The organism is Streptomyces sp. NPDC008092, assembly GCF_042957285.1.
Lineage (GTDB): Bacteria > Actinomycetota > Actinomycetes > Streptomycetales > Streptomycetaceae > Streptomyces.
In genome coordinates this window covers 73,637-93,185 of the sequence record NZ_JBIBHY010000023.1, presented here as the reverse complement: position 1 = coordinate 93,185, position 19,549 = coordinate 73,637, and the positions used below count along the sequence as shown (strand labels likewise).

13 protein-coding genes are annotated in these 19,549 nt (G+C 70.8%); 9 read left to right on the top strand and 4 right to left on the bottom strand.

Annotated elements, in window-relative coordinates; genetic code table 11:
* The first annotated feature begins 349 nt into the window (after positions 1 to 349).
* A complete protein-coding gene (locus tag ACFZB3_RS46025) occupies positions 350 to 4,975 on the top strand; it encodes a DUF6531 domain-containing protein (protein ID WP_391389075.1) in 4,626 nt (1,541 codons plus the stop codon).
* 14 nt (positions 4,976 to 4,989) lie between these two features.
* Positions 4,990 to 5,304, top strand: coding sequence for a hypothetical protein (locus ACFZB3_RS46020; RefSeq protein ID WP_391389072.1), 315 nt, complete (start codon positions 4,990 to 4,992; stop codon positions 5,302 to 5,304).
* Between the two features lie 78 nt (positions 5,305 to 5,382).
* On the opposite strand, the gene ACFZB3_RS46015 is transcribed toward ACFZB3_RS46020, so the two are convergent.
* Positions 5,383 to 6,585 carry an acyltransferase family protein gene (locus ACFZB3_RS46015; protein WP_391389070.1) on the bottom strand — a complete coding sequence of 401 codons (1,203 nt, stop codon included), beginning with the start codon at positions 6,583 to 6,585 and terminating at the stop codon, positions 5,383 to 5,385.
* Positions 6,582 to 8,684: a glycosyltransferase gene (locus tag ACFZB3_RS46010; protein WP_391389147.1), complete on the bottom strand. Its 2,103-nt coding sequence runs from the start codon at positions 8,682 to 8,684 to the stop codon at positions 6,582 to 6,584. Before ACFZB3_RS46010 ends, ACFZB3_RS46015 begins: the two co-directional genes overlap by 4 nt.
* 144 nt (positions 8,685 to 8,828) lie before the next feature.
* Between ACFZB3_RS46010 and ACFZB3_RS46005 the strand changes: the two genes are divergently transcribed.
* Positions 8,829 to 9,290 (top strand): hypothetical protein, encoded by a 462-nt coding sequence (locus tag ACFZB3_RS46005; RefSeq protein WP_391389067.1) that lies wholly within the window; start codon positions 8,829 to 8,831, stop codon positions 9,288 to 9,290.
* A 741-nt stretch (positions 9,291 to 10,031) separates the two neighbouring features.
* On the opposite strand, the gene ACFZB3_RS46000 is transcribed toward ACFZB3_RS46005, so the two are convergent.
* A complete protein-coding gene (locus ACFZB3_RS46000; RefSeq protein WP_391389064.1) occupies positions 10,032 to 11,012 on the bottom strand; it encodes a LysR family transcriptional regulator in 981 nt (326 codons plus the stop codon).
* Between the two features lie 84 nt (positions 11,013 to 11,096).
* Between ACFZB3_RS46000 and ACFZB3_RS45995 the strand changes: the two genes are divergently transcribed.
* The 6 genes from ACFZB3_RS45995 to ACFZB3_RS45970 all read left to right on the top strand — a co-directional run bounded on the left by ACFZB3_RS45995 (position 11,097) and on the right by ACFZB3_RS45970 (position 18,856).
* The gene (locus ACFZB3_RS45995) at positions 11,097 to 12,452 is read left to right on the top strand and encodes an MFS transporter (RefSeq protein ID WP_391389061.1); all 1,356 of its coding nucleotides are present in this window, start codon (positions 11,097 to 11,099) and stop codon (positions 12,450 to 12,452) included.
* Between the two features lie 117 nt (positions 12,453 to 12,569).
* Positions 12,570 to 13,877: an extracellular solute-binding protein gene (locus ACFZB3_RS45990; RefSeq protein WP_391389059.1), complete on the top strand. Its 1,308-nt coding sequence runs from the start codon at positions 12,570 to 12,572 to the stop codon at positions 13,875 to 13,877.
* On the top strand, positions 13,874 to 14,761 hold the full coding sequence (locus ACFZB3_RS45985) for an ABC transporter permease subunit (RefSeq protein WP_391389056.1): 888 nt from the start codon (positions 13,874 to 13,876) through the stop codon (positions 14,759 to 14,761). Before ACFZB3_RS45990 ends, ACFZB3_RS45985 begins: the two co-directional genes overlap by 4 nt.
* The gene (locus tag ACFZB3_RS45980; RefSeq protein WP_391389053.1) at positions 14,758 to 15,579 is read left to right on the top strand and encodes an ABC transporter permease subunit; all 822 of its coding nucleotides are present in this window, start codon (positions 14,758 to 14,760) and stop codon (positions 15,577 to 15,579) included. Before ACFZB3_RS45985 ends, ACFZB3_RS45980 begins: the two co-directional genes overlap by 4 nt.
* An 11-nt stretch (positions 15,580 to 15,590) precedes the next feature.
* Positions 15,591 to 17,843, top strand: a complete 2,253-nt coding sequence (gene yicI / locus ACFZB3_RS45975) for an alpha-xylosidase (protein WP_391389051.1) — start codon at positions 15,591 to 15,593, stop codon at positions 17,841 to 17,843.
* Positions 17,843 to 18,856, top strand: a complete 1,014-nt coding sequence (locus ACFZB3_RS45970; RefSeq protein ID WP_391389050.1) for a substrate-binding domain-containing protein — start codon at positions 17,843 to 17,845, stop codon at positions 18,854 to 18,856. Before yicI ends, ACFZB3_RS45970 begins: the two co-directional genes overlap by 1 nt.
* A gap of 78 nt (positions 18,857 to 18,934) precedes the next feature.
* On the opposite strand, the gene ACFZB3_RS45965 is transcribed toward ACFZB3_RS45970, so the two are convergent.
* Positions 18,935 to 19,543, bottom strand: a complete 609-nt coding sequence (locus ACFZB3_RS45965; RefSeq protein WP_391389047.1) for a hypothetical protein — start codon at positions 19,541 to 19,543, stop codon at positions 18,935 to 18,937.
* Positions 19,544 to 19,549: the final 6 nt, after the last annotated feature.

Genomic DNA, 19,549 nt, shown 5'->3' with positions numbered 1-19,549 from the left:
TGGGGTCTGCGAAGCAGCGAATACGGTATCGGGGTCCATCCGGAATGCACCAGAGCGATTTGCTGCACGCCAGCCGCACGAAACGCACGCGGCAAGCCATAGTCGGGCAACTCAACGCCTCCACCCCGGCTTTGGTGCCGTCCCGTGACATCGCCGCGACCCTCGGTTGGCCTCCGCAAAGGACTGTTGGCCAGGCCAGGCCGCCGGAAGGCAGGGGGCCCACACGCTCGGGCGGGCACGTATCCGGGCCGGAGCCACGGACCGCCCTTCACCCCAAAGAGGCGGGACCTGTAACTTCACGTGTGCACAGGTTTGTTGACGGGACGTACGCGACGGGGGTTGCGGGATCATGGCGGGGTACCGACCGGCGGACTGGCATCCACTCGACCTGGACAGGGACCCGACCCCGGGTGATCCGCAGCGTGTGCGCACGCTCGCCGCGCAGTTGCACGGTTTCGCCGACGACGTCTCCGACGCGCTCCGCCTGGTCAAGGGCATGGCCGGCGAGGACACCCTCCTCCAATGGGCAGGCAAGTCGGCCGAGGTGTTCAAGGAGCAGTTCAAGGACGTTCCGAAGAACCTGAAGAAGCTGAAGAAGTCGTACGAGCTGTGCGGCGACGCCCTCGCCGACTACTGGCCCAAGCTGGAGCGGGCGCAGGCGCTGGCCGACAAGGCTCTCACCAAGGCGAAGGAGGCCCAGTCCGACCTCTCCTCCGCCAAGTCCCGCCTCTCCTCAGCCGATTCCTGGGTCACCCGCGCAACCAAGGAAGCCGACAAGTACAAGGACGACCCCACCGGCAGCAAGTCGGACGGCGACAAGCCGGACGAGGGCAAGGTCCGGGCCGCCACCCGGGACGTGCAGAGCGCCAAGTCCGCGCATACCCAGGCCCAGTCGGACGTCACCACCGCGCAGAGCGCCCTCGATGCCGCGAAGAAGATGGCCGAGGACGCGCGGAAGATGCGCGACGACGCGGCGGGTGAGGCGAAGCGGAAGATCGACGAGGCCTCCGACGCCGGGATTCCGAACCGGCACTGGTGGCAGGACGTGGGGCACTGGTTCGAGGACAACTGGGACACCATCGTCACGGTCTGCAAGGTCGTCGTCGCGGTCGTCGGGATCATCGCGATGATCATCGGTGGGCCGATCCTCGGCGCGATCGTGCTGGTCGCCGCGCTCGTCGTCCTCGCGGACACGCTCTACAAGTACTCACAAGGCCAGGCGTCCCTGTGGGACGTGGCGTTCGCGGCGCTGGACTGCATACCCGGCGGCAAGGGCATCACCAGCCTCGGCAAACTCGCCAAGGGGCTCAAGGAGCTGAAAAGCCTCAAGAGCGGGCTCAAGGGGATGGCGCTGGCCGCCAAGGGGATGGGGCCAAGGCTCAAGGGCCTCGGCCGGGAGATGAAGACTCTCTTCACCTGCGGCGACCCCATCGACATGGCCACCGGGCAGATGGTCATGTCGATCGCGGATCTGTCCCTGCCCGGTGTCCTGCCGGTCGTCGTGGAGCGCAGCCACCGCACCGGAGTCCAGGCCGGCGGCTGGTTCGGACCGAGTTGGACCTCGACGCTTGATCAACGGCTGATCTTCGATGACGACGGCATCCGGTTCGTCGCGTCCGACGGCACTGTCCTGTACTACGCGGCCCCGGAGCCGGGCGAGACAACGGGTCCGGTGCTCGGCCCCTACTGGCCGCTCACGCGGGGCGGTCTGCCCGACGCGGACTTCGCACTGCGGCAGCCGGAGACGGACACGACGCTGCGGTTCCGCCGCGTACCGGGCGGCCCGGCGAACGAACTCCCCCTGGTCGGTGTGCAGGACCGCCACGGCAACACACTCACCCTGCGCCACGCCGAGGACGGCTCCCCGTCGGAACTGATCCACCACGGCGGGTACCGCGTCGGCATCAGCACGGCGGACGGCCGGGTGACGGCCCTGGCCCTCCTCAGCGCGCCCGGCGAGCCCGCGCTCCTGAGATACGGATACGACGCGGACGGCCGTCTCACGGACGTCGTCGACTCCTCTTCCCTACCTCAGCGCTACAGCTACGACGGGCGACTGCGCGTCACGGGCTGGCAGAGCAGATCAGGCGACTGGTACCGCTACGCGTACGACGACGAAGACCGCTGCGTCCGCACGGGCGGCGACGACGGCGTACTCACCTACCGCTACAGCTACGACACCGACACCCGCACCACGATCGCCACGGATTCCCTGGGCCACTCGATCACCTACGTGTTCGACGAGAACCACCGTCCCCTGCGCGAGACCGACCCGCTGGGGCACAGCACCCTGCGCGACTGGGATGAGCTCGGCCGGCTCGTGGCACAGACCGATCCGCTCGGTCACACCACGCGCCACGGTTACGACGCTGCCGGAAACCTGACCCGGACCGTACGCCCGGACGGCGCCGTGGTGTCGTTGGAGTACGACGACCTCGGCCACGTCACCAAGGTGACACAGCCCGACGGCAGCGTGTGGGAGTCGGTCTACGACGAGTGGGGCAACCGGGTGGCGGTCATCGACCCCCTGGGCGCCACGACGGCCTTCACCTTCGACGAACGGGGCGGCCTCACCGGCATCGTCGACGCGCTCGGCGAGCGCCAGCAGACACTCGTCAACGATGCCGCGGGCCTGGTCGTCGGCGTCACCGACGTCCTCGGGGCGACCGAGAGACTCGCTCGGGACGCCTTCGGCCGTATCACCGAACTCACCGACGGCTTCGGTGCGGTCACGCGAGTGGGCTGGACCCTGGAAGGGCAGCTCGCCTGGCGCCACCTCCCGAACGGGAGCACCGAGCAGTGGACGTACGACGCCGAGGGCAACCCCCTGGAGTACCGCTCCTCGAACGGCAGGCACACCAGGTACGAGAACACCCACTTCGACCTCTGCACCTTGCGGGAGGACGAGGACGGGAGCGTCGAACGCTTCGCCTACGACAGCGAGCTCAGACTCCGCAGCGTGACCAACGGCGCCGGGATGACCTGGAGTTACGAGTACGACGGGGTCGGCCGGCTGATCGCCGAGACGGACTTCAACGGCCGTACCCTCACCTACGGCTACGACGCGGCGGGGCGGCTCGTCCAACGGACCAACGGAGCGGGTGAGATCACGCGTCTGCGCCACGACGTCCTCGGAAACGTCGTCGCCATGGACGCCGACGGCGCCACCACCACGTACGAGTACGACCTGCGCGGCAGACTCGTCGGGGCCCGGAACACCGAGGTCGAGCTGTGCCGGGAACTGGACGCGGCGGGCCGTCTGCTCGCCGAGTCGTGGAACGGCCGGGAGGTCCGCTCCGAGTACGACGCCGCGGGCCGCCGGGTACTGCGCAGGACGCCGGGCGGCGCGGTCACCCGATGGGCCTACCGGCTCGGGAGGCGAGAGGTCGTCCAGCGGATCGGGGAACACGATCTGACCTTCCGGTACGACGTCGCGGGGCGTGAGATCGAGCGGGTGATGGGGGAGGCCGCCCGCCTGACACAGGACTGGGACGGCGAGGGGCTGCGTACCACCCAGCGAGTACTGACCGCAGCCGGTGACAGCCGGCAGCGGATCTTCCAGCACCGTGCCGACGGCGCGCTCACCGAGATCCACGACTCCCGCCATGGCTCGCGGACCTTCACCTTCGACCGCTCCGGAAGAGTGACAGCGGTCAACGCCGGCGCCGGCCGGGAGGAGACGTACCGATACGACGCGGTCGGCAACCTCACCGCCTTCGCCACGTCGGCAGCCGTCCGGGACGAGGAGACGGGGCCCGGCGATCGCAGCTACTCGGGCACCCTCATCGAGCGAGCCGGCCGCACCCGCTACCACCATGACGATCAGGGCCGGGTCGTCCGCAGAGTCACCGGGCTCATCTCCGGCGGCAGGCGCGAGTGGCACTACGCCTGGAACGCCGAGGACCAGCTCACGGACGTGCTGACACCGGACGGCCGGCGCTGGCACTACGTCTACGACCCCGTCGGCAGGCGGGTGGCGAAACAGATGCTCGACGCCGACGGGACCGTCCTCGACGAGACGCGGTTCTACTGGGACGAGGACGATCTCGCCGAGCAGGCCGCCGGGACCGTCAGTACGGTCTGGGACTGGGCCGGTGGCCCGGCGCCGGTGGGACAACGCGTGCGTGAGGCCCGTCCGCCCGGCCCCGGGACGTCCCAGGAGGAGATCGACGAGCACTTCTACGCCATCGTCACGGATCTTCTGGGCACCCCGACGGAAATGGTGGACACCGAGGGCGGTGTCGTATGGAGGCAGTCGTCCACGCTCTGGGGGGTCCCCGTCGTCTCGACGGCAGCCCCGCGGGTCGACTGCCCGCTGCGCTTTCCCGGGCAGTACGTCGACGCGGAGACGGGGCTCCACTACAACCACCACCGCTACTACGAGCCCGGCACCGCCCGTTACCTCAGCCCCGACCCGCTGGGGCGGACCCCGGCCCCGAACCCGCACGCCTATGTGAAGAACCCGCTCCAGTGGAAGGACCCGCTGGGGCTCAAGGCTCCGTGTCTCGTCGATCTCTACCATGGGACGCTCGGTCAGCACGCGGACAGCATCATGGCGAACGGGATCGACATGACGGCCTCGGCCCGCAAGATGGACTTCGGGAAGGGCGGCTTCTACGTCACGAACGATGCCCGGCAGGCCCTGGACTGGGCGAAGAAGCTGGCGAACGACAAGGGCGGGGTGCCCGCCGTCATCCACTTCAAGGTACCCAAGGCCCAGCTGGAGGGGTTGCGGAGCAAGATCTTCAGCGGACCGGGGGACGACGTGGCCGAGTTCATCCGGCATCACCGCAACGGTGGCGCCATGCACAACTACGAGCTGGTGGAGGGGCCGATGCTGCGCAACCTCAAGGGATTCCTGAGAGAAGGGAAGCCCCCCGTCCTGAACGGGCACCAGATCGCGATCTTCGGTGACAGGGCCGCCGAGCTCTTCACCGGCTCAATTTTCCGACGAGTAGGACCTCCGACACCATGACAACGGAATTCTTGATGGATCTCGACCAGGGCATGGCCGAGTACTTCCGCGACATCGCGAACGAGATGGTCTCGCGGTTCGGTATCTCTCGGGCGGAAGCGGTGGCCAGGATCAACGAGCGGTATCACGACGCGGAGATCTCCGCGTACCCCGATCTCATGTGCCACGAGTTCCCGGAGTACTGGTCCTACGGCCTGTACTACTTCCCGAACGAGTCCGGACGCCTGCCGACCGGTGACGAGGACGACGACGAGGGCTTCGACATGTCCGCCCTGCGTGTCCGCCCCGCACCTCCGGCGGACTCGCCCTACTGGACGCTCGGGGTCTGACCGCCCTTCCTCAGCCGCCACAGCGCCCTCACCCTCCGTGTAGTACTCCAGAGCGGGAAGACGGGGACAGGGATTGACTCACGCCCTGCGGCGCGACACCCCCCGTCGCCTCCCCGGCCCGTCCGGCCACACCCGCGCCCGTCGCCCCGCCGCCACGTCCTCCACCCACCCGAACGCCACGACCGCCACCGCGATCAGCGGCCAGACCAGCACGAACATCCAGAAGCCGTACGTCGAGTCCAGCAGTTCCGCCGCGCGGTCCGACTCCATGAACGGCAGGTCGTAGGCCTGGTCGATGATCGGGACCGTTGCCATGATCAGCAGGTTGTGCCAGAGGTAGATCGTCACCGCGCGGTTGTTGGAGAGGGTGATCCACCTGTCCCAGCGGCGCAGGCGGGGCGGCGACTCCCGCCAGGACGGGGCGTACTGGAGCAGCAGCACGACCGCCCCGAACGACCAGCACGCCTGGGCGAGCGGGATGTCGTTGAGGTCCCAGCCGTCGGGGCCCCGGTGGCCCGACGCCCACCACAGGCCCACCGCCATGACCAGGCAGGAGAGGGAGACCGCCGCGTAGCGCGGGACGCGGGCGAGGACGCCCTCCTGGTGGGCGATGCCCAGGATCCAGCAGCCGCCGTACACCGCGAAGTCCGTCACCGCGTTGCCCGTCTCGCCGGGTATGCGAACCAGCCCGGTACCCAGCACCGCGGCCGGCGCCAGGGGGGCCAGGGTCGTCGGCAGCGGCCATCTGCGGAACGCCCGCAGGAGGAGCGGCGACAGCAGGACGAACCACAGGTACGCGCGGAGGTACCAGAGCGGGCCCGCCGCCTGTTCCGCCCAGGTGTCGTCCAGCAGGCCCGACGCCGAGCCGAGGTGTTCGGGGTACGGCGGGGCGCCGATCGGGAGGACGTAGTCGAGGAGTCGGGAGCGGCCGGTCCAGCCGCCGCCCAGGTCCGGGTCCTTGAGGGGGTTCCAACCCGCCGTGAGCATCATCGTCAGCAGGACCGCGCCGAACAGCCAGAGAGGCGGCAGGAGACGGCGGAGCCGGGACCGGATCACGCTCCCCGCGGGGCGGTTCAGGCTGCGGGCCATCAGGGAGCCGGCCAGCGCGAACATCACGCCCATGGAGGGGAAGAGGACGGTCAGCCACGGCCAGCCGAAGAGGTGGTAGACCACCACGCGGAGCAGGGCCAGGGAGCGGAGGAGGTCGAGGTAGCGGTCGCGGCCGCCGGCGGTGCCGGCCGCCTTGCCGGTGCCGACCGGGGTCGCCTCTGCCTGTGTCATGCCGCCGGCCTCTCCCCCGCGGTGCCCGGTGCGGCACCCACCACTCCCGTCCGGCGCAGCTTCTGCCAGCGCAGACGGCCGCCGGTCAGCGCCGTGATCCAGGACTGGAGGAGCACGACGTACATGAGCTGGCGGTAGAGGATCTGCTGGAGCGGGAGCGAGACGAGGTGGGTCATGCGTTCGCGGTCCAGGTGGAAGGCGTAGGCCGCGCAGACCGCCTGGACCGCCAGGATCCCCAGCCAGGCGCCGATCGTCTTCTGCGTCGGGCCGAAGACGATGCCGTAGAGGAGGAACGCGTCGATCAAGGGGGCGAGGAGCGGGGCCACGACCATGAACAACGACACCAACGGCAGCCCCACCCGGCCGAAACGGCCCGACGGGCCGCGGTCCAGCAGCGCCCCCCGGTGTTTCCAGATCGCCTGCAGCGTGCCGTACGACCAGCGGTAGCGCTGCGACCACAGCTGGGAGACCGACTCCGGGGCCTCCGTCCAGGCCCGCGCCCGTTCCGCGTAGACCACGCGCCAGCCGGCGCGGTGGACCGCCATCGTGACGTCGGTGTCCTCGGCGAGGGTGTCGTCGCTCATGCCGCCGACCTGTTCGAGGGCGGTACGGCGGAACGCCCCGACCGCGCCGGGGATGGTCGGCATGCAGCGCAGCACGTCGTACATCCGGCGGTCCAGGTTGAAGCCCATCACGTACTCGATGTGCTGCCAGGCGCCGATCAGCGAGTCCCGGTTGCCGACCTTGGCGTTGCCGGCGACCGCGCCCACGACCGGGTCGGCGAAGGGCTGGACCAGCTCCCGTACCGTGGCCGGTTCGAAGACCGTGTCGCCGTCCATCATCACGACGATGTCGTGACGGGCGTTGCGCAGGCCCCGGTTGAGGGCGGCGGGCTTGCCGGCGTTCTCCTGGCGGACCACCCGGACGCGCGGCAGGTGCAGGTTCTCCACGATCCGTGCCGTGCCGTCCGTCGAACCGTCGTCGACGACGACGATCTCGACGGGGTGTTCGCTCGCGGTCAGCGAACGGACCGTGTTCTCTATGCACGTGGCCTCGTTGTAGGCGGGGACGAGCACCGAGACCGGTTCGGTCACCGGGCGGCGGCCCCAGCGGAACCCCCTGCGGCGGACCCTGCGGGTGTGCACGAAGGAGAGCCAGAGCATCAGGGCGAACCGGGCCAGCACCGACGCGCCGATCACCGCCAGGCCGGCCACCAGCACGTCCGTGATGCCGTCCGCCGCCCGGACCAGGAGGATCCAGGCCCTGCCCTGCCAGAGGTCGGGGCCGGTGACCGGGGTGTGGGCGCTCGGCGCGTTCAGGGCCTCGGTGAGGTTGTCGAAGCGGTAGCCGCGCTTTTCCAGCTGGGGCAGGAGCTTGTCCAGGGCCTGGACGGTCTGGTGGCGGTCGCCGCCCGAGTCGTGCATCAGGACGATCGCGCCCTGGCCGCCGCCCGGGGTGGCGTTGCGGACGATCCGGTCGACGCCCGGCTTGCGCCAGTCCTCGCTGTCCCGGTCGTTGACGACGGTGATGTAGCCGCGGCTGCCGATGTACCGGGTCACCGGCCAGGAGAGGTCGTCCATCGCGTCGGCGGAGGAGGAGTACGGCGGCCGGAAGAGGGAGGTGCGGATGCCGGCCGCGCCGGTGATCGCCAGCTGGGTCTGGGACAGCTCCCAGTCGATGCGCCGTTTCGACTGGTAGGACAGGTCGGGGTGGCTGAAGGTGTGCACGCCCACCTCGTGGCCCTCGGCGACCATGCGCCGGACCAGCTGGGGATGGCGGGAGGTCATGGTGCCGGTGACGAAGAAGACGGCGTGCGCGTGGTGCTTCTTCAGGACGTCCAGGACCTTCGGGGTCCAGGCCGGGTCGGGGCCGTCGTCGAAGGTGAGGACCAGGCGGTGGTCGGGGATGCGGAGGGACGTCGTACGGCCGCCCCGGGTGTCGATGACCGGGCCGCCGTCCAGGATCCTCTCCGGGACCCGGCCGGAGGCGGCCTCGGGGCGGATGCGGTGGTCGGCGAGGATCTCGCTGTGCACGTAGCCGCGCAGCATCAGCATCGCCATCAGGGCGGCGAGGAGGAGCACCGGCAGCGTCAGGCGCATGGGGAGGCGGCGGCGCCGGGCGGCGCCGGACGCGGTCGGGCGGCGCCGGGAGGTTCCGGCGCTGGTCAGGCCCCGCCGGGCGGCGCCGGTGCCGGCCGGGCGGCGCCGGGTGCGGGGCGCCATCACAGGACGGGGGCAGAGGCGTTGCCGGTACGCGGGGGCGCGCCCTCCGCGACCGGGCCGCCGGTCGGGGCGGCCGACTCGCTCGGCGGGACGGGAGGCGGCGACGAGGCGGGAGGGGAAGGCGCGGCCGAGGAGGGCGGCGCCGTGGACGGCGGGGCGGACGCGGACGACGAGCCCGGTTTCGGCGAGGAGACCGTCACCCCCGCGGACGACGCCGGCCGCGCGGACGCCGACGCGCTCGGCCCGGCGGAGCCCTTTCCGCTCACGGGCGCCCGGGAGGAGGTGCCGGCCGGCGGGGTGGTACCGCCGCTCACGGCCGGCCCGGCCACCGGGGCGCCGTCGTCCGAGGACCAGGACGACCGCGCGGGCCGCGGCGAGTCGTCGACCTTGCCGGCGGGCCGGTCGGCGTTCTGTCCGGGCACCGGCAGCCAGGGCGCGTCGGAACTCCCCGACAGCAGAGTGACGACGATGACGACCGCGTAGACCGCACAGGCGAGGCCGACGGCCATCCCGAACCTGCGGAACCGGCGGCTGCGGCGCCCCGACGCGTCGACGAAGACGGGGACCGGGGTGTCGGGGGCGCCGGAGGCGCCGGAGGTCTCCGCGGCAGCGGACCGTATCGGGCCCACAGACCTCGCAGCCCCCGCCGAACCTGCAGCCCCCGCAGAACCTGCCGCCCCTGTCGGCCGTATTCGTACGGCCCCGACGTCGTTCTGGACGGTCACCTCGTCGGGGTCGTGGACGGGATCCGGCGCCGGGTCACGCAGAAACACCCGGAGCGGCGGCTCGACCACGCTCCACGGGTCCCGTAACGACCCGGAGCCGGACCCGGACCCCGCCCTCAACACCTCGGTTTTCCCGACGGCTTCGGCGCTCCCCGCGGCCGCCACGGTCCCGGCCGCTCCGGCGGCCCCAGCCGCTCCGCCACCGCCACCGTCGGCGCCGGCGGCAGCGCCGGCGCCCGGTACGCCCGTCTCCGCCCCGTCGTCCCCCGTCACCGGAACATCCCTGGCGTCCAAGGCCATCTGCGGCAATTCGGGTTGGGTTTCTTCTCGCCAATTTTTCACGCGCGTACATCCCCCCACGGGATTGTTCCGGGCGCACTGACGAACCCGAGCACACGTCAACGGAACGGGCCCCCACCCGCTCCGAGCGCCCCCTTGCAACTCTCCGCGCTCGGGTCCATGAAGCTAGCGCACGGGGGAGATCCGTGTTCCCGATGTGTCATTTGTGGTCGTCCATCACCTCTTGATCACTGGCCGGAATCCATCCGTCGGCCGGTCGGTGAAGCCACCGTTCCGCCCGCCCGATCCCGGCGGCAGCCCGCCGCAACGCGTCGACTCCCGGATGGACCAGCCCCTTTCGCCACACGAGCGACACCGGCGACAACGGGACCGGATCGACCAGGGGCCGCGACACGCTCCCAGGTATGGCCGGAAACCCCACTACCGCGAGGACGGGATACCGGTCCTTGGCCATGACCCGCTGGAACTCCTCCTCCCCGACGGCCAGCGGCAGCGGGGGCGCGACCGTGATGCCTCGCCCCTCGAAGAGGTGAAAGGCCAGGTCGGTCCATTCCAGGGTGCGCTCGTTCCCGGCACCGGCGTACACCGTCTCGCCCGCCAGCGCGGCCAGCGGCACCGCGTCGAGGGTCGCGAGCCGGTGTTCCGAGGGGAGAATTACGGCCATGGGTTCGAGTCGCACGGGCTGGTGTTCGAGCCCGGAGCGCAGCGCCGGATCCAGTCCCGCGAACCGCCCGAAGGACACGTCGAGCCGCCCCGCGAGGAGTTCGGCCGCCGCTCCGGTGAGCCCGCTCTCGTAGCGGGCCATCAGCTCGCAGTCGGGGGCGAGTTCGCGGGCCCGGTACAGGACGCGGCGGGCGGTCTCCAGGCCCGGGGAGTTGAGGTCCACCAGCAGCGGCCGGGCCTGCCCGAACGCGGCGAGCAGGGCGTCCTGGGCGGCCAGCACCCGGCGGGCGTACGGCAGCAGCCGGACGCCGTCCGCGGTGAGGCTGACCTGCCGCGTGCTGCGGAGGAACAGCTCGGCGCCCAACTCCCGCTCCAGCCGCCGTACATCACGGCTGAGCGCCTGCTGGGCGACGTACAGCCGGGCGGCGGCACGGGTGAAGTGCAGTTCCTCGGCGACGGTCACGAAGACGCGCAGCAGGCGGGGTTCGATGTGGGCGGGCGAGGCGGGCGCTGACATCACGCGAACTTACAACACAGGCGCGTGAATCGCCGCCGAGCAGGTGTTGGACCCCTTGATCGCCCCGGGGCGACGGTGGTGTCCATGCCACAACCGACCCGGCCGGCCCGGCCGAGCCCGCGCGAGACCGTCCACACCGTCACCGCCGACTCCCTCGTCACCATCGACTTCAGCCCCCGGTTCGAGGGCCGTTCCCGTACCCGTACCCGCGCCCTTCCCCACTCCGGCCCCCGCTCCCGCCGTCGCCCACCCGGCCCCTACCGCCGCCTCTTCGCCCTCCCCGGCACCCGGGCCTTCACCGCCGGGAACCTGCTGGCCCGGCTGCCCATGGGCATGTTCAGCGTCAGCGCGGTCGTGATGATCGCCGGGTCGCGCGGTTCGTACGCCCTCGCGGGCGCCGTCACCGCGACCGGCCTCGCCGCCACCGCTCTTGCCGGGCCCTGGATCGCACGGCTCGTCGACCGGTACGGGCAGGCCCGGGTCGCCGTACCCGCGACCGTCACCGCCGTGCTGGGCAGCCTCGCCCTGCTGCTCTGCGTCCGCTACGGCGCCCCGGACTGGACCCTGTTCGCCGCCTACGCGGCCACCGCCACCACCCCCAACCTCGGCGGCATGTCCCGGGCCCGCTGGGCCCACCTGCTGCGCGACGACCCGGGCGCCCTGCACACCGCGAACTCCTTCGAACAGGCCGCCGACGAGCTGTGCTTCATGCTCGGCCCGGTCCTCGCCTCCTTCCTGACCGGCACGTTCTTCCCGGAGGCCGGCACGCTGGCCGGCGCGGTGCTGCTGCTCACCGGCGCGCTGCTGTTCGCCGCCCAGCGGGCCACCGAGCCGCCGGCCCGGCCCGGGCCGGCCACCGCACGCACACCGCTGCGCATCGGCCCGCTCCTGGCCTGCTTCGTCGCCACCGGCGCGGTGTTCGGTTCGATGGAGGTCGTCACCATCGCCTATGCCGACGCCCAGGGCCACCGCGCGGCGGCCGGTGCCGTGCTCGCCCTCCAGGCGGCCGGCTCGTGCGCGGCGGGCCTGCTGTACGGGGCGCTCCGGCCGTCCGGGCCGGCCGAACGCCGGCTCCCCTTCTGCCTGTTGTCGATGGCGGCGCTGATGTCCCTCCCGCTGCTCGCCGCGCGCGCGTTCGACAGCCTCTGGGCCCTCGCCGCCGCCCTGCTCGTGGCCGGCATGGCGACCGCCCCGACCATGGTGACCGCGATGACCCTGGTCCAGGACCGTGCCCCCGAGGGCCGCCTCAACGAGGGGATGAGCCTGGTCGTCACCGCCCTGCTGACCGGCATCGCCTGCGGCTCCGCGCTCGGCGGCTGGGCGGCCGACCACGTCTCGTCGACGGCCGCCTTCGCCACCCCGGCCGCGGCGGCCGTCGCGGCCCTCGCGGTCAACACCCTCAGTCGAATCGCTTCCGGTAATTCCCGCCGCACCCATTGACGCCCTCACAGCCCGCACCTACCGTCCTCCGTCGAAGCGCTTCGACGTCCCGCGCCGAACCGATTCGACGCGGGACGAGCACATGCACCATCCATCCGACTCCCCCGGAGGCACTGGATGTTGACGGCACGAACGCGCACGGCGACACGACGAAGGCGGACCGCCACCGCCGCGGTGATCCTCGCCGGATCGCTGCTCCTCACCTCCTGCGGCGGCTCGGGCGGCAGCACGTCCGACGGGAAGACGCTGCGGCTGTGGCACTACGAGGGTCCGACCAGCGCGATGGGCGTCGCCTGGAACGAGGCCATCAAGGAGTTCGAGGCGACCCACCCCGGCGTGCGGGTGAAGTACGAGGAGAAGAGCTTCGAGCAGATCCAGAAGACCGCGCAGATGGTCCTGAACTCCTCCGACGCCCCGGACATCATGGAGTACAACAAGGGCAACGCGACGGCGGGGCTCCTCTCCAGGCAGGGGCTCCTCACCGATCTGACCGCCGAGGCGGCCGAGCGCGGCTGGGACAGGAAGCTCAGCGCGGGGGTGCGCACCACCAGCCGGTACGACGCCGACGGCGTGATGGGCTCCGGCAAGTGGTACGGAGTGCCCAACTACGCCGAGTACACGATGGTTTACTACAACAAGGACCTGTTCGCGAAGTACGGGATCGCCGAGCCGAAGACGTTCGACGACCTGACGGCGGCGATGGACACGTTCGTCCGGAAGGGGGTCACCCCGCTCGCGAACGCCGGCTCCGAGTACATGGCCCAGCAGTACCTCTACCAGCTGGCGCTCTCGAAGGCGGACCGCTCGTGGGTCGACGCCTTCGAGCTGTACCAGGGCAAGGCCGACTTCCACGACCAGGCGTGGACGTACGCGGCGGACACCTTCGCCGACTGGGTGAAGAAGGGCTACCTCGCCAAGACCTCCTCCGGTACGACCGCCGAGCAGGCCGGCGTCTCCTTCATCCAGGGCAAGTCGCCGATCCTGTTCTCCGGCAGCTGGTGGTACGGCCGCTTCCAGTCGGAGGCGAAGTTCGGCTGGGGCAGCTTCCTGTGGCCCGGCTCGGACCTCACCCTCGGCTCCGGCGGCAACCTCTGGGTCGTACCGAAGAACTCGAAGAACAAGGACCTCGCCTACGACTTCATCGACATCACCATGTCGAAGAAGATCCAGAACCTGCTCGGCAACAAGGGCGGGGTCCCGGTCGCCGCCGACGCGAGCGCCATCACCGACCCGAAGTCGAAGCAGCTCATCGCCGACTTCAACACCGTCAGCAAGCGCGACGGCCTCGCCTTCTACCCCGACTGGCCGGTCGCCGGCTTCTACGACACCCTCGTCTCCGAGACCCAGAAGCTGATCACCGGCAGCGAGAAGCCGGACGCCTACCTGAGCAACCTCCAGACGGCGTACGACAAGGGCACCAAGTGAGGGTGCGCCGGGACTCGTACGCCCTGTTCCTCCTCCCAGGCGCCCTCGCCTTCCTCGCGGTCGTGATCGTCCCGTTCCTGATGAACACGGGTGTGAGCTTCACCGACTGGCAGGGCGTGGGCAGTCCGCACTGGTCCGGGCTCGCCAACTACCGTGAGCTGCTGGACGACTCCGAGTTCTGGGCGTCGTTCCGGCACAGCCTCTTCATGGTCGTGGCGATGGCCGCGATCCCGACCGCGCTCGGACTCCTGCTCGCCGCCGCCCTGTTCGACTACGTCGGCAAGCACTTCGGCACCCGGATCGCGGCGGTGCTCCGCGCCTGCTTCTACCTCCCCCAGGTGCTGCCGGTCGCGGTCGCCGGCATCGTCTGGAGCTGGATCCTGGCCCCGGACGACGGCTCCCTCAACGCCCTCCTGAAGGCGGTCGGGCTGGGCAGTTGGCAGCAGGACTGGCTGGGCGACCCGGACCTCGCCCTCTACACCGTGATGGGGGTGCTGGTCTGGGTACAGCTGGGCTTCCCGCTGGTCGTCTTCATGGCGGGGCTCGGCCGGGTCGACCCGCAGCTGTACGAGGCGGCCGAGCTGGACGGCGCCGGCTGGTGGCGCCGCTTCCGGCACGTCACGCTGCCGCAGATCCGCCCGGAGGTGTACGTCGTCCTGACCTGGTGCACGATCGCCGCGCTCAAGGTCTTCGGCGCGGTGTACGTCCTGACCAAGGGCGGTCCGGGCGGCGCCACCGACGTGCCCTCCTACTTCTCCTTCACCACGTTCTTCGAGAAGACCCAGGTCGGCTACGGCTCGGCGATCTCCACCGTCCTCACGGTCATCATCCTGGCCCTGGCCGTGCTCGGCCTGAAGCTGCAGAGCCGCGCGGAGGCCGTATGACCGCCCTGCGCCGCTACCCGGTCCTCCTCGCCCTCTGCCTCGCCGCCCTCTTCATGGTCGTCCCGTTCCTGATCGTGGCGGTCAACGCGGTGAAGTCCCCGGCGGAGTACTCGCAGAACGGCCCGCTGAGCCTCCCCCACGGCCTCTACCTCGACGGCCTCAAGGACTTCTGGCAGCGCGTCGACTTCACCCGCAAGCTCGTCAACTCCACCCTCATCAGCGGCTCGGTGGCCCTGCTCGCCACCGCCCTCTCCGTCCTCAACGCGTACGCGATCGGCATCGGCCGGATCAGGGGCCGCACCTGGGTCCTCGCCTTCTTCGTCCTCGCCAACATGCTGCCGCAGGAGGCCCTGGTCTACCCGCTCTACTACCTGAGCAAGCAGGCGGGCCTCTACGACACCCGGCTCAGCGTGATCATCGTGTTCACGGTGATCCAGTCGGCGTTCGGGACGTACCTCCTCTCCGCCGTCCTCGGGCAGTTCCCGCGCGAGATCGTCGAGGCGGCCCGGATCGACGGCGCGAACAAGTGGCAGATCCTGGTGCGGATCGTGGTCCCGGTCAGCCGTCCGACCCTCGGCGTGCTGCTGGTCTTCTTCTTCATCTGGACGTGGAACGAGTTCCTGCTGCCGCTGGTCATGCTGATCTCCAACGACAACCAGACGGTGTCCGTCGCCCTCGGCGTCCTCCAGGGCCAGCGCCTGATGGACGCCACGATGACCAACGCGGCCGCCCTGCTCGGCGTCCTCCCGGCCATCGTCTTCTTCCTCGTCTTCCAGCGCACGCTCACCCGGGGGATCGCCGTGGGGGCGGTCAAATAGGAGGTACGTCAGTGAAGTTCACCGACGGCTACTGGCTGCTGCGCGAGGGCGTCACCGCGGCCCACCCGGTCGAGATCCTCGACGTCACGGCCGCGGAAGGCACCCTGGAGATCCACGCGCCGACCCAGCCCATCCGCCACCGCGGCGACCTGCTGAAGGGACCGGTCCTGACGATCAGCGCGCACACCCCGATGCCCGGCGTCATCGGCGTCACCTTCACCCACTTCGAGGGCGAGCGGCCACGCGGACCGCAGTTCGAGCTGCGCAAGGCCGACTTCGCCTCCCAGGTGTCGTACGACGACGAGTACGCGACCCTGACCTCCGGCTCGCTGACCCTGCGGCTGAGCCGTACGGCCCCCTGGCGGCTCGACTTCGTCTCCGGCGGCCGCACCCTCACCGCCAGCGGCCCCAAGGGCATGGGCATCATGCGGGACACCGCCACCGGCGCCCACTACCTGCGGGAGCAGCTCGGCCTCGGGGTCGGCACGTCCGTCTACGGCCTCGGCGAACGCTTCGGGCCGCTGGTCAGGAACGGCCAGGTCGTCGACATCTGGAACGCCGACGGCGGCACCGCCACCGAACAGGCCTACAAGAACGCCCCGTTCTACCTGACGGACGCGGGCTACGGCGTCTTCGTCGACCACCCGGGGAAGGTGTCGTTCGAGGTCGGCTCGGAGGCGGTGTCCAGGGTCCAGTTCAGTGTCGAGTCACAGCAGTTGACGTACTACGTCATCCACGGCCCGACGCCCAAGGACATCCTGCGCAGGTACACGGCCCTGACCGGCCGCCCGGCGCTGCCGCCCGCCTGGTCCTTCGGGCTGTGGCTGTCCACGTCCTTCACGACGTCGTACGACGAGAAGACGGTGACGTCCTTCATCGAGGGCATGCGGGAGCGCGAACTGCCGCTCTCCGTCTTCCACTTCGACTGCTTCTGGATGCGGGAGTTCAACTGGTGCGACTTCCGGTGGGATCCGCGGGTGTTCCCGGATCCGGCGGGGATGCTGGGGCGGCTGCACGAGCGCGGGCTGCGGGTGTGCGTGTGGATCAACCCGTACATCGCGCAGCGGTCGCCGCTGTTCGCCGAGGGGAAGGAGCTGGGACATCTGCTGCGGCGACCGGACGGGAGCGTGTGGCAGTGGGATCTGTGGCAGCCGGGCATGGCGCTGGTGGACTTCACGTCGCCGGCGGCGCGGGACTGGTACGCGGGCAAGCTGGAGGCGCTGCTCGCCCAGGGGGTCGACTGCTTCAAGACCGACTTCGGGGAGCGCGTCCCGGTGGACGTGGCCTGGTCCGACGGCTCGGACCCCGAGCGGATGCACAACTACTACACCTACCTCTACAACCGGACCGTCTTCGAGGTGCTGCGCAAGCACCGCGGGGAGGGGGAAGCGGTCGTGTTCGCGCGGTCGGCGACGACCGGGAGCCAGCAGTTCCCGGTGCACTGGGGCGGCGACTGCGAGGCGACCTACGAGTCGATGGCCGAGTCGCTGCGCGGCGGGCTCTCGCTGGGCCTGTCCGGCTTCGGCTACTGGAGCCACGACATCGGCGGCTTCGAGGGCACCCCGACACCCGCGCTGTTCAAGCGGTGGCTGGCCTTCGGGCTGCTGTCCTCGCACAGCAGGCTGCACGGGTCGTCGTCGTACCGGGTGCCGTGGCTGTTCGACGAGGAGTCGGTGGACGTGCTGCGGCTCTTCACCCGGCTCAAGCTGAGCCTGATGCCGTACCTGTACGAGGCCGCGCGCACCGCCTCGGCGGAGGGGGTGCCGGTGATGCGGGCGATGGTGCTGGAGTTCCCGGACGATCCGGGGTGTGCGCATCTGGAGCGGCAGTACATGCTGGGGGCGGATCTGCTGGTGGCGCCCGTCTTCGAGGACGAGGGGTATGTGACATATTACTGTCCCGCCGGAACCTGGACCCACTTCCTGACCGGCCGCACGGTCACCGGCCCCGGCTGGGTCCGCGAGCACCACGGCTTCCTCAGCGTCCCCCTCCTGGTCCGTCCCGGCGCGGTGATCCCGGTCGGCGCGGTGGCCGACCGCCCCGACTACGACCACGCCGAAGGAGTGACCCTGCGGGCGTTCGGCCTCGACCGGGGCGCCCAGGTCACGGTTCCGGTCGGGGACGTCACCTTCACCGTCGCACGCGAGGGGGACACCCTGCGGGCCTCGTGCAGTGATCCGGCGGCGCCCTGGGCGCTGGCGGCCGGGGAGCGGACGGCGCGGGCCGCGGCCGGCACCGGGTTCCTCTCGCTGGAGCTGGGCTGATGGTGAAGATCACCGACGTCGCCCGGCACGCCGGGGTCTCCCCCAGCACGGTGTCGTACGCGCTCAGCGGCAAGCGGCCCATCTCGGACGAGACCCGGCGCCGTGTCCAGGCGTCCGTCCGCGAACTCGGCTACCGCCCGCACGCCGGCGCCCGCGCCCTGGCCGGCAGCCGCGCCAACGTCCTCGCCCTGGTGATCCCGCTGCGCACCGGCATCCACGTCCCGGTGGTGATGCAGTTCGCGGTGTCGGTGGTGACGACGGCCCGCCGGTACGACCACGACGTGCTGCTGCTGACCCAGGAGGAGGGCGAGGACGGCCTGCGGCGGGTCGCCGACTCGGCGCTCGTCGACGCCCTGATCGTGATGGACGTCCAGCTCCACGACCCCCGGCTGCCGCTGCTGCGAGCCCTGGAGCGGCCGTCGGTACTGATCGGCTTCCCGGCCGCCGCCGAGGGCCTGACCTGCGTCGACCTGGACTTCAGGGCGGCCGGCGAACTGTGCGTGGAACGGCTGGCGGGGCTGGGGCACCGGGTGGTGGCGCTGGTCGGCTCGCCGCCCGAGGTGTACGTCCGGGAGACCGCGTTCGCCCAGCGGGTCGTCCAGGGGTTCACGGCCGCCGCCCACCGCAACGGCATGGCGTCGTCCGTCCACCCGTGCGAGGCGACGCCGGCGGGGGCGCGCCGGGTCGCGGAACAACTGCTCCGCGGACAACCGGCGTTGACGGGGGTCGTCGTCCACAACGAGGCGGCCCTGGAGCCGCTGGTCGACGCCTTCGAGCAGCTGGGCCTCCGCGTCCCCACCGACCTGTCGATCACCGCGATCTGCCCGGACGAACTCGCGGCGGGGCTGCGGGTACCGGTGACCTCGGTCGCCCTTCCGACGGCCGAACTCGGCGAGCGGGCCACGGAGTTGCTGATGCGCAAGCTGGACGGGGACCCGGAGGTGCCGGCGGCCACACTTCTCGCGCCCCGGCTGACGGAACGGGCTAGCACGGCGGCGCGCCAGGCACCCTGACCGCACAGGCGTGTGCGGTGTTCCGCTCCAGGAGTGACCCCGGAGCGGAACGCCGTCCACGCGGAACCGGATCGCCGACTAGCCCTCGTCGACCATGAACTTGACGGCCTCCACCACGTACTCGCCGTAGTGGAGGTCCGCTCCGAGGGACTCCAGCCGTGCGTACTGGTCCGGAGACAGTGAGTTGTACGGCCTGGTCACGACGGCCCTCAGCAGGATCCGCAACGCGAGGTCCGGAGTGCACCGGCGCGCGCAGTCGACGAGTGCTTCGCGGACCTCGGCGGGCAGGAACTCCACCCGCTCGATCTCGGCGACGACGGCGTCCCGGTGGGCGAGACCGTCCTCCGTGTCCGCTCCGGTGAGGGGGCGTACGTCCGCCTTCGCGGACAACCGGGCGTCACACAGGCCGACGACCGTCCGCGTCCACTCGGATCCCGTGGTCCCGGTGCCCTCGAAGCCCGGCATGTACTGTGCACCGGCCGTCCACAGCACCTCGACGGTCTCCGACGGAAGGTGGTCGACAAGCACCCGGGCGTCGCGGCGAACCGCCAGAGCCACGTCGTCGACCTCCACCGCGAGGTGTTTCGCGACGACGTCGGCGGCTGTCGGCCCGTCGTAGGTCCAGTCCTGGTGGAAGAAGCTCATCACCCACGAGACACCGAAATCGAAGTCACTGAAACGCCGCACTCTGTG